Here is a 14,296-nt window from a genome sequence, read left to right as displayed (position 1 = left end):
TATCTCTGCCAAGCTGCCCTAAAAAGTATTATCGGAGATTAGGGAATCTTAAAAAATAAATCACGCTACAGAAATTTATATTCAGGTAAGCAGAGAAAAAGCCTGTTCTTTAAAAATTCCCATGTATAGCAGGTGATAGGGAACAGGTGACAGGTGACAGGGTTAAAAGTCTTTTAGTGCATGAGTTTTATCATTGGCCGATGTCCTAACTGCCTTGGCTACTGCTATAACAACAAGATCCCCGACTTCTTTGAGAAGTCGGGGATCTGAATTAGCATAATTTGGGCAAATAAAATCAGAATTTACATAAGATAATATTATGATTTTGTCAAACTTCATCATTAATAACAAATAAAAACAAATAGTTGTAGGGTGAGCGTTACAATGCCCACCCTACAACCTACTGAGATTTTTTCATTCTGTTAATTTCTTGTTGTAATTCTTCAATTTGCCGTTGCAAATTTTCTGTTTCACTTGCGGGTGTTTCTGCTGCAACATTTACTGCACCGTTAGCAGGCGATCGCTGATAGTTTCCTCGGCGAATTTGCTGATATTCTTCTGATACAGCCCACTCCCTTAAATAACGTAGGCGTTCTACAGCAAAGGGATGGCTCAACATCATACCCTGAGCGCCATTGTACATCAAGAATTTATATATTTGATTCAGCCCATCCTGGTCTAATGCCTGATAATTTTCTGACTGGCGGATGAATTCTTGTAAACTACATTCATGGGCATATTTGTTACTACCGCCAGACACCTTCATCATCGAAGACATCACAGGATTTAAGTCATCAACTACTAACAATGCGGCGCGATCTGCTGTCAATTCAGCTTTCCGCCGCCATTCAAAAAAGGCATATATCAAAGCTTGTGTAACAAAATTACCTATACCAAAGGTTAATTCACCGAGAGCAGAGGCAGCACTCATCGCCCACATCGCCATTTGAATTAAAATAGTATGACCACATTTAATATGCCCCAGTTCATGGGCTAACACCGCTCTAATTTCGACTTCCTCTAGTAAGTCTAGGATGCCTGTATTTATGACAATGAAAGGATTTTCTTGCCCTAAAGCATAGCTATTTGCTTGGGGATTTTGTGAGACAAACAGTGTAGGTTCTGGGTAAATGTCCAAATCCCGCACACATTCCCGAAATATCTGGTAAATAGTGGAATATTGCCGTGGCCCGACTTGGATGGTGTTACCCATTAGATAGACTAACTGCGGGCGTTCGTAGACAAATTCCACAAATTTACGAGCAATTAAATCAAATCCTGGTAAATTTCGTAAAGCTTGTTCAGCTTGGCGATCCAGTGGATGCCTAAAGGCTTCGCTGGAAATTCCTGTGTAAGTTGGCATAATTTAATCAGTGAACAGTGAACAGTGAACAGTCTAAGTTATTCAGTCTAATAACTGGTAACTGATAACTGAATAATAGAAATGGGGCTAATAGAACTAAAAATCACTTTGTATGGGATTAAAAGCGTGTGATTGAGGCAGAAGTTCATTTGTCACTACATAACTTCCTGCGATCGCAGGCAGGGTTCCCTTCCTGGCCCCATCATTTGACGATGGCACGGTTGGTAGCACGCGCCTTGCGTCTAGGGCGTAGCGCCTTAATTCAAGTGGGGGCAGCTTGTGGCTATCAAGGGCGATATCGCACTAGCTTTGTCGCATCGGCATTGATGTGGCATGGCCCTGTTATTATTGTTGCTTCAGAAACAGTGCAACAACGTCTGTTGCAAGTGGAAATTCCCCGCTTACAACAGTGGTTACAAGCTAAAAAACCAATCAGGACAGGTGACGCTTGGCCTCATTCGGAGTTCCAAGGGCTACTCCTGACTTCTCCAGAAGCTTGGTTAAAAGGGCAGCTAACAGCTTCTGATACTTTTCCCCCAGGCATTCCCACAATTATTGATGGTGTGGATGATTTAGAAGATTGGGTACGCCATCAGCTGATTCAAGATGTGCAACCTCAAGACTGGGAAGAACTCACCCTTGCTTGCCCTAACCAAGTCGAAGCAATTCTTTCTGCTAAAGCACAACTAACCAAAGAAGTATTTCAGCACCCAGCGAATCCCTATGAGTGCTATCTAATTTCCCAGCCAGAAGCAGAAATTATTAACAGTCTTTTTGCCGAATTAGAGCTAGAAACTATTCCTGATGTTTGGCAAAATTTTTGGGAGCAGTTTAAATACATTAACGAAAATTTGCCTAGCGATCGCCCACCACATCTTTTTTGGACAACCATTGCCCGTCGTCAAGGTTTATTTTCTTTACATTACGCCCCCATTGAACTGGGCAAGATACTTTCGCCCATTTGGCAACGACAGCCAGTAGTATTAGTTGGTAGTGCTTTAGAAGCGGAAACTGAAGCACCTGTATTTCGTCAGCGTCTGGGATTGGATGATGTCACTTGTTTAAAGTTCTCCTCAGATAGTCAAGCTCAAGCTATTCAACTGTATGTGCCTTATCAGTTACCTTTACCCAACACACCAGAATTTCAACCAGCTTTTATTCACAAAGTCCGCACACTGCTATGTCTGAGCGCGACAGCGCCAGGATTAACAGTGGTTTTGGTGGGAGATGTCCCACTCAAGGCGCAAGTAGGGGCAATTTTGGCCTCAGAGTTTGGTTCACGGGTGCAGGTGGAAAAAACCTGTTTAGATGAAAATGGGATTTTGATTAGTGGTTGGGAATATTGGCGAGAACATCAAAATGTTTTGCCTGCGCCCCATCTGTTAATTATCGCTACTTTACCTCTGCCATCTTTAGAAAATCCCTTGGTAGCTGGTAGGGTCGCTTACTACAAGCGATCGCATCAAGATTGGTTCCGGTTATACTTACTACCAGCTGCTTTAAATGAACTGCAACGAGCGATCGCTCCTTTGCGAGAAAATCAAGGGGTAGTGGCTTTGCTAGATAGTCGAGTTGTCAACCGTAGCTATGGCTCACAAATTCTCGCGGCTCTTAGTCCTCTAGCACGAATTAACTACTTAGATCCTAGCTTGTTTGCTAACACCGATGAGGAAAATTCTGCTTAGTCAAGAAGTTGACTATTTACATTTTGTCAACAGATAGCGATCACATCTCAGCAAACGCTATTATCATTTTGAACTTCATAAATTGTCCTAGTACAGCATGGCGGAAATAACGCAAAGTTGGCGGTGTCGGTTTCCGTCCCCGTTCGCCCTTGGCGTCTCCCCTTGGGAGAAGTTTGCTCAACGCTCTTAACCCGCGCACGCAACTTCTCTTCGCCAAACTTTGTAAGAGAAGCAGACTATTTGAAATGGGTAAAAAGCTTGCGGTATAAGTACTCTTTCTTTTTACTTTTGCCTTATTGTACTAGTGATGCGATCGCATCTCCGGCAGAAGACACATAAACTTATTTGAATTTTGAATTGCTAATTATGGGTGAAGCAAAACGTCGCAAAGAAACACTGGGAGAAAAATACGGACAAGACGAGCGCATATTGTCTTGGGTTCCCATCACCAAACGCCAATCCGAATTATTTGTGAGTTGGACTACTCGCGGAGCCTGGATTGGAATTGGGGGTATGGTTGTTGCTTGGGTGACTATTCGTTTTATTGGCCCAGCTTTTGGTTGGTGGCAAGTAATGGATTAATTAATATCGTCGTGTCATTTCAAACAATTGTTGAGCATTGTTCCCTAAAAAAGCATCAAAAAGTGCTGGCTTTCCCGGTTCAATTTCTACCATGTAACGCTGGGCAAGTTCATAATAAGCATAAGTCCAAGGAATCTGGATTTCTTTACCAGTGCTGTCATCTAGCAATGTCACCATTTCTGTTACCGCGTGGGTTGCAGTTTGACGTAAACCACAGGTGACATCTCCTTCGATTTCGGCTTTCATTGGTACACCCAAGTTAGCTAAAGCATGAGCAGTAGTATCTATATCAGGATATGTAGAAGTACTTTGGCGGTTAATATAGCCTGTGAAGTGATTAACAGCGTAACCATGTAACAAAACCCAAGCACCATATTGTGTAACTTTATTCACTTCTTCCACAACCGAACGTAAGGGAACTTGCCAAGGGCGGGTAAAAGTTTGCTTTAATTTTTGGGTAATGCTTTCAAGATTGTTTTTATCTGGTAAAACAGGCATCGCGGGAATTGCTGATACTGTTTGATAAATTAGTTGGGCAATATTTTCTGGCAATTCATCAACAATTAATTCACTAATAAACAGTTTGGGCAAATCGAATTCTGCTTGTTGGGGATGGCGATAGTGACGGGCATAAAGATGAGTTGCAGCAAATGTATACTCACCAGCAGGTTCGTAACCCAAGGTTTCAGCTATTTGTCCCAGGTGGTTGATACCCAAGTTAATTTCACCTTGTGGACTATCGACTACTAAACGCAAAGACCGAAAGGCGATATGGTCGTTGGCGACGGTTCCACCCGCTGCTGTAATCATGTTTTGGTAGATTTGGGCGTAATTGACTCTGGCTTTGTAGTCTTGCCAAAGTGATTCCCAGAGGGAAGCAACAAGTTCGGATTTCATATATATGAAGAAGGGAACAGGGAATAGGTCAAAAGAGGCAGGGGGCAGGGAGCAAGGGGGAAAACTGAGCGTCCGATTGTACTCCGCCCCAGTAAAAGCGCCCTAGAAGGGCGGGGCTTCTCTACGAGACGCTTTGCGAACATACCCATGTTCTGCTCCGCTTCACGGCTTCTCTGCGAGACGCTGCGCGAACGGCACAGGGATTGCTCCCCCTGCTCCCTGCCCCCGCCCCTCCGCCTCTTCGGTGAGCAGTAACTAGGAAGTCAAAAATAACCCTGAGTGCAGCCTCTCGCAGAGAAGGGTTACTTTCGCCTTTATAGTCCCAATTTTTCTAACACTGGTTTTGTCGAAACAATATGGCGTTCTAAACCCAGTTTTTGAGGGCTAATTCCCAGTGCTAAAGCAATCAACTGGGGTAAATGCAGCACTGGTAAACCTAGCTTCTCTCCAATGACTTTTTCGACCTCTGGTTGACGAGAATCTAAATTCAAATGACACAGAGGACAAGGTGTAACTAAACAATCAGCACCATTAGCCAAGGCTTCTTGAATGTGCATTCCAGCCATTTTAAAAGATTGAGTAGTGGCATAACTTGCCAGGGGCCAGCCACAACATTGGGTGCGCCCACGATAATAAATTGGCGTTGCACCCACAGCCCGAAATACATTTTCCATTGCTTCTGGCTGGAAAGGGTCATCATAGGGCATGGACTTTTGAGCGCGAAGAAGATAGCAGCCATAAAAAGCTGCACATTTTAAACCACTCAACTTACGAGTAACGCGCTTGGTGATTTCCTCCAAACCATAATCTGTCACCAAAGCATACAGGAGATGTTTAACTTCCGTACTGCCACGATAAGGGGAACAGTTCTCTTTTTGTAGCAAGCCATTAACTTGCTCAATGTAAGGAGGGTTGCTATTTTGAAAATCTTTTAAGCGTTCGTTGACATGACCGATCACACCTTGACAAGTACTGCAATGGGTGAGTAAGGGTAGATTTAATGTTTCTGCTAAGGCAATATTTCTGGCGTTGACTGTATCTTCCAGTAATTGGGAATCTTCTTTAAATGTGCCGGAACCACAGCAAGCAGCTTTTTTGAGTTCAATCAATTCAATACCCAACGCTTGGGTGAGGGCTTGAGTTGATTGATAAAGTTCCCGACAAGCACCTTGGGCAACACAGCCCGGAAAGTAAGCGTATTTCAGCGTTTGAGAAACCATAATATTATGTTGGACTTGGGGTAGTTGCCCCGATAATACTGTTGTATCACTACTTTTCACTCAGCACTTAATACTCAGCACTAAGCTGTTAAGCATTTAATTTGCACATTGAGGCCGCAGGGGGGCAGCGAGCAGGGAGCAAGGGAGAGGGTTTGCAGCTTTGATTACCATGAAAATGGTGCAATTTAAATGACGATTAGCTTAGGAATTTATTTGAACATTAGCCAAAAAAATAGTAACAATTGGTAAGTAGAAGCATTTATACAGTGTATGCGATCGCTTAATTTGCCATACTACTTTGTCTGATCCTGGGGGGCTAGGAGCAGGTTTTCTAGAAGAAAACACCTTGGTAGTATACGGGCGATCGCGCTTTCCGATAAGATGTATATGCTCAAAACCACGTCACTCATCAAGAGCGGCTAATAGCAACCAGTTAAGGAATTTTATTGTATGAGCCAAGCGGAAACTTTTGAAAAGGTAAAGAAAACAGTCGCCGAGCAACTAGGAGTAGAATCTGGTGACAAGATTACTCCACAAGCTAGTTTTATTGATGACCTGGGTGCTGATTCCCTAGACCTCGTGGAACTGGTCATGGCTTTTGAAGAAGAATTCGATATTGAAATTCCTGATGAAGCCGCTGAGAAAATTTTGACAGTTCAAGATGCGGTTGATTACATCAACAATCAAGTTGCCGCATCCGCCTAAGAAAGTGCTGAGTACTAAGTAATAAGTGCTGAGTAGTCAAGAGTCAAGAATTGTTTTCCTAACTGTCTAACTTAGTCTTCCTACTCAAAAACTCAGCACTCAGCACTCAGAACTTTATTTGCAGCTTTCTCGCTACCTTTAACTGAGTCATGACAGATTATATACGTAAACGCGTTGTGGTCACGGGTGTTGGCGCGATTACACCTATTGGCAACACACCAGCCGAATATTGGCAAGGATTATTAAGCGGACGCAATGGTATTGACTACATCACACATTTTGATGCGTCCAGTCATGATTGCCGCATTGCTGGTGAAGTGAAAAACTTCGATCCACACGATTATCTAGAGCGCAAAGAAGCCAAGCGCATGGATCGATTTTCTCAATTTGGGGTTGCAGCAGCAAAACAGGCACTTGCTGACGCAAAGTTAGTGATTAACGAGCTAAACGCAGAACAGATCGGGGTAATCATCGGTTCTGGGGTCGGTGGTATTAAGGTAATGGAAGACCAGCAAACAGTCTACCTAAACCGTGGGCCCGATCGCTGTAGTCCATTCATGATCCCAATGATGATCGCCAACATGGCAGCTGGACTAACAGCAATTCACACTGGTGCTAAAGGCCCAAACAACTGTACTGTTACTGCTTGCGCCGCAGGTTCCAACGCCATTGGGGATGCTTTTCGCCTGATTCAAGGAGGGTATGCCCAAGCAATGATTTGCGGTGGCTGTGAAGCAGCAGTTACACCCTTATCTGTAGCTGGATTTGCCGCTTGTAAAGCCCTCTCATTTCGCAATGATGACCCGGCTCATGCTTGCCGTCCCTTTGACCGCGATCGCGATGGATTTGTCATGGGTGAAGGTGCGGGAATTTTAATTTTAGAAGAACTGCAACACGCTCTTAGTCGTGGCGCACACATTTATGGGGAAATTGTCGGTTATGCCATGACCTGTGATGCCTACCACATCACATCCCCAGTTCCTGGCGGCGAAGGTGCCGCTAGAGCCATTCAACTAGCACTCAAGGATGCAGGATTAACACCAGAACATGTTACCTACATCAACGCTCATGGAACTAGTACCCCAGCTAACGATTCCAACGAAACTTCAGCCATTAAAAAAGCCTTGGGCGAATATGCCTATAAAATAGCAGTTAGCTCTACTAAATCGATGACAGGACACCTGTTGGGTGGTTCTGGCGGGATTGAAGCAGTAGCAACCGTACTGGCGATCGCTAACGATCACATTCCCCCGACGATCAATCTCGAAAATCCCGATTCCGAGTGTGACTTGGATTACGTTCCACACACCAGCCGCGCTCAAAAAATTGAAGTAGCACTGTCTAATTCTTTTGGTTTTGGTGGGCATAATGTCACCTTGGTGTTCAAAAAATACTAAATTGGCATTTAGTATTAAGTATTACAAAGAGGGATCGGTGCAGAAGGATGGAGGGAAAAACTTACAGCAAGATTTCTCCCTTGCACCCCTGTACCCCTGCACCCTTGCTTCTTCATCATCCCCAATCCCTTTTTTATTTGCTCTCCTAAGATGAGCCAGACAAAAGTATTATAGATATCATTCCCAGCTGAACCAAGGGTTCAGCATGACCAAATTCTCAGCTTGATTAATTACCAGAAACTCAGGAGATCCCGCTTGTCCATAGACAATCGGGAATGGGATGATGAGGATACGGTAGGGGAATTAAATGACCCCGGTAAATGAGAAGCTCGAAGAGTGCTAACCCGTCGTTAAAAACAATCTTATTATGGCTGTTGCAACCCAATCCCTCGAAGAACTGTGTATTAACTCAATCCGCTTCTTGGCTGTCGACGCTATAGAAAAGGCAAAATCGGGACACCCAGGGCTGCCGATGGGCGCTGCTCCAATGGCATTTGTGCTGTGGGATCGCTTTATGCGGTATAACCCCAAAAATCCCAAGTGGTTTAACCGCGATCGCTTTGTCTTATCTGCCGGTCATGGTTCTATGTTGCAGTATGCACTGCTATACCTGACAGGCTATGACAGTGTAAGCATCGAAGATATCAAGCAATTTCGTCAGTGGGAATCCAAAACCCCCGGACACCCCGAAAACTTTGTCACAGATGGCGTAGAAGTCACTACCGGCCCCTTGGGACAAGGTATTGCTAACGCAGTTGGTTTGGCTATAGCTGAAGCTCATCTGGCAGCTAAGTTTAACAAACCCGATGCCAAAATTGTCGACCATTACACTTACGTAATTGTGGGTGATGGTTGCAACATGGAAGGAGTTTCTGGTGAAGCTGCTTCTTTTGCTGGACACTTGGGATTAGGTAAACTCATTGCTCTGTACGACGACAACCACATCTCCATTGATGGCTCTACAGATGTGGCATTCACAGAAGATGTCTCTAAGCGGTTTGAAGCCTACGGCTGGCACGTTCAGCACGTTCAAGATGGCAACACCGATTTAACCGCAATTCACAAAGCTATTGAAGCAGCAAAAGCTGTTACTGATAAGCCTTCTTTCATTAAAGTAACAACAACTATCGGTTACGGTTCCCCCAATAAAGCCAACACTGCTGGCATTCACGGTGCGGCTTTGGGTGGAGATGAAGTAGCATTGACCCGCAAAAACCTGGGTTGGGAACATGAGCCGTTTGTGGTTCCTCAAGATGCCCTCAACCATACCCGCAAAGCAGTAGAGCGCGGTGCAGGCTACGAAACTGAATGGAACAAAACCTTTGCCGATTACAAAGCTAAATATCCCCAAGAAACAGCAGAATTTGAGCGTTTCTTGAGTGGCAAACTAGCTGACGGCTGGGATAAGGTACTACCTACCTACACCCCTGAAGACAAAGGAGTTGCTACTCGTAAGCACTCAGAAACCTGCCTCAATAAATTGGCAGCGGTTTTACCTGAACTCATTGGTGGTTCAGCTGACTTAACCCACTCCAACTTGACCGAAATCAAGGGTAAAGGCGACTTCCAAAAAGGACAATACCAAAACCCTAATATCCACTTTGGGGTGCGGGAACATGCTATGGGCGCAATCTGTAATGGTATTGCGTTACACAATTCAGGATTAATCCCCTACGGCGCGACCTTCCTGATTTTCACCGATTACATGCGGGCTGCGATTCGCTTATCCGCCCTGTCTCAAGCTGGCGCGATTTGGGTGATGACTCACGACTCCATCGGTCAAGGTGAAGACGGCCCTACTCACCAACCCATCGAAACTGTAGCTTCCCTGCGTGCTATTCCTAATCTGACAGTGCTTCGCCCCGGCGATGGTAACGAAACTTCCGGTGCTTATAAAGTAGCGATCGAAAGAGCTAAGAATAACGCTCCTTCGTTGTTAATCTTCACCCGTCAAAATGTCCCCAATTTAGCAGGTACATCAATTGAAGGTGTAGCAAAGGGCGGATACACCGTTTTAGATTCTAACGGTACACCAGAGTTAATTCTGATAGGTACTGGTTCAGAATTGAGCCTGTGTGTCACCGCAGCGGAGAAGCTTACAGCCGAAGGTAAAAAAGTTCGTGTTGTTTCTTTAGCTTCTTGGGATTTATTTGAAGCACAGGATGCAGCTTACAAAGAGTCAGTTCTACCTAAAGCTGTCACCAAGCGTATAGCTGTGGAAGCGGCTTCTAGCTTTGGCTGGCACAAGTACGTTGGTACTGAAGGCGATACTGTTACTATTGACCGCTTTGGTGCTTCGGCTCCTGGTGGTGTTTGTTTAGAGAAGTTTGGTTTTAGCGTTGATAATGTGTTAGCTAAAGCTAAACAATTGTTGGGTTAATAGCAACAACCAGCATATTTTCTGAATTTTAAAGGGTGGGTTTATAACCCGCCTTTTTTTGTTTGAAAGTGGAAGGCTGGAGACAGTTTCTTAGAGGGTATTTGAAAAGTCTAATTTAAGTAATCAGACAGAATTAATTACACAAATTTTTGACTGTAACCTGTAACCTTTAACCTGTCACCTATCTCCACCCATGAATTTTATTGTGTCCGACTACTTATTTTTTTCCACGGTGAATCATTATCGGCCCTGGCTAATTCTTCGGTCATGATTTGATTTTAGAATAAATTGCGATCGCTCTTGGGCTAGATCAAGTTGTGAAGGCGTAGGCGCAGCCCGTCGTTCGCGTAGCGTCTCGTAGTAGAGGCGCTAAAATTTACAGTAGTTTATGGAGTTAAGCTGATGAGTCCATCACTGGAAAAAATTTTAAACGATATTGAGCAATTAACTCCAGAGGAACAATTGACAGTGATGGGGCATTTGGTAGAACGTGTGAAGAAACATATTACTCACGCACCGCAAAAACTTAAATGGAGCGATTTGAAAGGTATGGCTCCCTATCCATTGTTGGGAGAGGATGCTCAGGATTGGGTTTCGCGGAATCGACGGGAAGGGGATGAGCATCGAGAACGGTTGTTGCGAGGAGAGGAATGAAAATTAGTGAGGCGTTGGTTGGAGTTTCGCGCCTATTTCTCGATACAGCACCCGTAATTTATCTTGTAGAACGCAATCCGCAGTTTGTAGATTTAGTCGAGCCAATTTTTGAGCGTTTGTCAACTGACATTACAGCAGTAGCATCTGGGATAACCTTATCAGAATGTTTGGTGGGTGCTATCAGTCTGGGGTTAGTGGATTTAGAACAAGCTTTTGTTGATGTGTTGCAACAAGAACAAGTAATTTTTGTGGATATTAACGCTGCTATTGCGCGAGAAGCTGCAAGAATTCGGGTGCGTTATCAGCTTCATTTACCCGATGCGTTGCAAATGGCGGCGGCTTTAATGGCTGGTTGTGAAGCTTTTTTGACTAATGATGTAGCTTTGAAGCGAGTAACGAAGTTGAGAGTTTTGGTGGTGAGTGAATTAGAAGTAGAGTAAGCAGATTGCTCTTCTAATCTCGGCTTTTCAGCTTCTAAACGACAACATTCTTGTTTTAAGTGAGAACGTTCGAGTTCTGAAGGCGAAGTTTCAGGCTTTTTACTCGAACATTCTTGTTTGAAGTGAGAAGTTTCAAGCTTTTTACTCGAATGTTGAGGTTCAAAAGCTAAACATTCTTGTTTGAAGTGAGAAGTTTCAGGCTTTTTACTCGAACGTTGAGGTTCAAAGGGTGAACGTTTTAATTTTGAGGGTGAAGTGTCAGTGAATTTTCTGCGTTGGGTATTGTGAGATGTGGTTTTGTTGAGCTACGCCCCGCTGCGATAACACGCAGAAGCCCAGAAGCGCACAGAGGAATAAAAAGGTTTTTGACTTTTATCACAACTGCTTTGCGAAAACTGCTGAGTCCGGCATGATGTAATACATAGCCAAACCTACAAGCTTGTGAGTTGAGAGTGAAAAAATTACTCAGTGCGATAAATGCTGCGGGTATGTGTCTTGCACCTTGGACGGTAGCAGGTGCGATGACAACAGGGTTAGTTTTAAGTATGCCAGTGACCGGGATAGCGCAACAGCAAACCCCCACATATTCAGCAGAGCAACAAGCAGCTTTAAAGGAAGTTGACGAACTGAATCAACAGTTAGTCAAGTTATACCAAGAAGGTAAATACAGTACTGCTATTCCCATAGCAGAACGCGCATTGGCTATTAGGGAGAAGGTGTTGGGCAAAGAACATCCCAATGTCGCCACTAGCTTGAATAATTTGGCTGCACTGTATAACGCACAGGGGAATTATCCACAAGCAGAACCATTGTATCTCCGCTCCCTGGCTATCTATGAGCAGGTGCTGGGCAAAGAACATCCTGATGTCGCTCTTAGTTTGAATAATTTGGCTGCGCTGTATCGCGCACAGGGGAATTATACCCAAGCAGAACCATTGTATCTCCGCTCTTTGGCTATTCGGGAGAAGGTGCTGAGTAAAGAACATCCTGATGTCGCCCAAAGCTTGAATAATTTGGCTTTACTGTATCGCGCACAGGGGAATTATACCCAAGCAGAACCATTGTATCTCCGCTCTTTGGCTATCTGGGAGAAGGTGCTGGGTAAGGAACATCCTGATGTCGCTAATAGCTTGAATAATTTGGCTGAACTGTATCAAGCACAGGGGAATTATCCCCAAGCAGAACCGTTGTATCTCCGCTCTTTGGCTATCTGGGAGAAGGTGCTGGGTAAGGAACATCCTGATGTCGCTAATAGCTTGAATAATTTGGCTGGACTGTATGAAGCACAGGGAAAATATCAACAAGCAGAACCATTGTATCTCCGTTCTCTGGCTATCCGAGAGAAGGTGCATGGTAAAGAACATCTCGATGTTGCCCTAAGCTTAAATAATTTGGCAGAACTGTACAATGCACAGGGAAAATATCCCCAAGCAGAACCGTTGTATCTCCGCTCTTTGGCTATCTTAGAGAAGGTGCTGGGCAAAGATCATCCCAATGTCGCCACTAGCTTGAATAATTTGGCTGCGCTGTATGAATCACAGGGGAATTATCCCCAAGCAGAACCGTTGTATCTCCGTTCTTTGGCTATTCGGGAGAAGGTGCTGGGCAAAGATCATCCTAATGTCGCCACTAGCTTGAATAATTTGGCTGCGCTGTATAAATCACAGGGAAAATATCCCCAAGCAGAACCATTGTATCTCCGCTCTTTGGCTATCTGGGAGAAGGTGCTGGGGAAAGAACATCCTGATGTCGCCACTAGCTTGAATAATTTGGCTCTACTGTATCGCACACAGGGGAAATATCCCCAAGCAGAACCATTGTATCTCCGCTCTTTAGCTATTCGGGAGAAGGTGCTGGGGAAAGAACATCCTGATGTCGCCACTAGCTTGAATAATTTGGCTCTACTGTATTTGGCAAAGGGTGATATTACCCGTACTACCGATTTCTTACGTCGTGGGTTAGAAGTGCAAGCACAAAATCTCAATCTAATTTTTGCTGTTGGCTCAGAACAACGAAAACAAGATTATGTCAGAACTTTTAGCGGGACAACAGACTTTACTATTTCCCTATCCCTACAAGAAGCTCGCAACAATCCAGCCGCCGCATCTCTCGCACTAACTACTGTACTCCGCCGTAAAGGTTTGGTATTAGATGCCGTAGCTGGCAGCATCCAAATACTACGCGCTCAACTCGACAAAAACCCAGAAACTCAAACATTATTCACTCAATGGCTGCAAGTACAACAGCAACTCTCCGCATTAGTTTTTTCTGATTCAGGAAAGCAAACTGCTAACTTAAAAACTCAGTTAGAACAACTCGAAGCAGAAAAAGAAAAGTTAGAAGCAGCTATCAGTACTAAAAGTGCCGAATTTCGTCAGCAAACCCAACCAGTAGAATTAGCCGCGATTCAAGCCAAAATACCAAAAGATGCAGCCTTGGTAGAAATTGTCCAGTATGAACCATTCAATGCCAAAGCTAAAACGGATGCTCAGAAGTGGGGTAAACCACGTTATGCAGCGGCGGTGTTGCGCTCCAAAGGTGAACCCAAGTGGGTTGATTTAGGCGAAGCCGCAGAAATAGATATCCCGCTTTTGTCACTTTCCGGGAGGGCAATTGCTAGAAGTCTTATGAGGCAATCAATACAAGCTATCCTATTAGAAAAAAATGGGTCTTGTATTTGTGATTAGAAAATAATCGTGCGATCGCTTGCTATGCAAAAGCTCTAGAATTCAGCAATAGCAAATGTTTTCGGAGAGTGACAGAACAGGGATATAGGACTAGTATTTGATTTCTGAAAAAGCTCCGTACATCTGGAGAGAGAGAAAATCAAAGGTAGTGTTTCGGAGAAACCACTCAAACATCCACTTTAAATGAGAGAATGTTGGAATTAAAGCGCAAAAACGTCTAACCCAGGTTTTTGCTTGTAACCAAATATCTTCTATAGGATTTTGGGATGGGCAGTTAGGAGCAAAG

11 protein-coding genes and 1 pseudogene are annotated in these 14,296 nt (G+C 44.2%); 8 read left to right on the top strand and 4 right to left on the bottom strand.

What is annotated here, in order from left to right; translation table 11 throughout:
- Positions 1–400: 400 nt before the first annotated feature.
- Positions 401–1,363 carry a M48 family metallopeptidase gene (locus IQ259_RS10145; protein WP_193884277.1) on the bottom strand — a complete coding sequence of 321 codons (963 nt, stop codon included), beginning with the start codon at positions 1,361–1,363 and terminating at the stop codon, positions 401–403.
- 128 nt (positions 1,364–1,491) lie between these two features.
- Between IQ259_RS10145 and IQ259_RS10140 the strand changes: the two genes are divergently transcribed.
- Both IQ259_RS10140 and IQ259_RS10135 read left to right on the top strand, forming a co-directional pair.
- Positions 1,492–3,048: an ATP-dependent DNA helicase gene (locus IQ259_RS10140; protein WP_193884275.1), complete on the top strand. Its 1,557-nt coding sequence runs from the start codon at positions 1,492–1,494 to the stop codon at positions 3,046–3,048.
- A 366-nt stretch (positions 3,049–3,414) separates the two neighbouring features.
- Positions 3,415–3,630 carry a DUF2839 domain-containing protein gene (locus tag IQ259_RS10135; RefSeq protein WP_193884273.1) on the top strand — a complete coding sequence of 72 codons (216 nt, stop codon included), beginning with the start codon at positions 3,415–3,417 and terminating at the stop codon, positions 3,628–3,630.
- Here IQ259_RS10135 and IQ259_RS10130 read toward each other — a convergent pair whose 3' ends face one another.
- Together IQ259_RS10130 and IQ259_RS10125 are read right to left on the bottom strand one after the other, a co-directional pair.
- On the bottom strand, positions 3,631–4,527 hold the full coding sequence (locus IQ259_RS10130; RefSeq protein ID WP_193884271.1) for a DUF1338 domain-containing protein: 897 nt from the start codon (positions 4,525–4,527) through the stop codon (positions 3,631–3,633).
- A gap of 314 nt (positions 4,528–4,841) precedes the next feature.
- Positions 4,842–5,747 (bottom strand): CoB--CoM heterodisulfide reductase iron-sulfur subunit B family protein, encoded by a 906-nt coding sequence (locus IQ259_RS10125; RefSeq protein WP_193884378.1) that lies wholly within the window; start codon positions 5,745–5,747, stop codon positions 4,842–4,844.
- Positions 5,748–6,197: 450 nt separating this feature from the next.
- On the opposite strand from IQ259_RS10125, the gene IQ259_RS10120 reads away from it, so the two are divergent.
- From IQ259_RS10120 to IQ259_RS10095, 6 genes are all read left to right on the top strand, one after another.
- Complete coding sequence (locus IQ259_RS10120; RefSeq protein ID WP_193884269.1) at positions 6,198–6,452, top strand: acyl carrier protein; 255 nt, start codon at positions 6,198–6,200, stop codon at positions 6,450–6,452.
- A gap of 149 nt (positions 6,453–6,601) precedes the next feature.
- The gene (fabF, locus tag IQ259_RS10115; RefSeq protein ID WP_193884267.1) at positions 6,602–7,849 is read left to right on the top strand and encodes a beta-ketoacyl-ACP synthase II; all 1,248 of its coding nucleotides are present in this window, start codon (positions 6,602–6,604) and stop codon (positions 7,847–7,849) included.
- 367 nt (positions 7,850–8,216) lie between these two features.
- Positions 8,217–10,229, top strand: coding sequence for a transketolase (gene tkt, locus IQ259_RS10110; protein ID WP_193884265.1), 2,013 nt, complete (start codon positions 8,217–8,219; stop codon positions 10,227–10,229).
- 402 nt (positions 10,230–10,631) lie between these two features.
- Complete coding sequence (locus IQ259_RS10105) at positions 10,632–10,883, top strand: hypothetical protein (RefSeq protein WP_193884263.1); 252 nt, start codon at positions 10,632–10,634, stop codon at positions 10,881–10,883.
- Entirely contained in the window at positions 10,880–11,323 is a 444-nt protein-coding gene (locus IQ259_RS10100) for a type II toxin-antitoxin system VapC family toxin (RefSeq protein ID WP_193884261.1), read from the top strand. The genes IQ259_RS10105 and IQ259_RS10100 overlap by 4 nt, the downstream gene beginning before the upstream one ends.
- A gap of 452 nt (positions 11,324–11,775) precedes the next feature.
- Positions 11,776–14,010, top strand: coding sequence for a tetratricopeptide repeat protein (locus IQ259_RS10095; protein ID WP_370568013.1), 2,235 nt, complete (start codon positions 11,776–11,778; stop codon positions 14,008–14,010).
- A gap of 90 nt (positions 14,011–14,100) precedes the next feature.
- Here IQ259_RS10095 and IQ259_RS10090 read toward each other — a convergent pair.
- A pseudogene (locus tag IQ259_RS10090) lies at positions 14,101–14,296 on the bottom strand (IS630 family transposase); the annotation flags it as partial.

This window comes from Fortiea sp. LEGE XX443 (assembly GCF_015206815.1).
GTDB lineage: Bacteria > Cyanobacteriota > Cyanobacteriia > Cyanobacteriales > Nostocaceae > Nostoc_B.
This window is presented reverse-complemented; position numbering and strand designations above follow the sequence as displayed.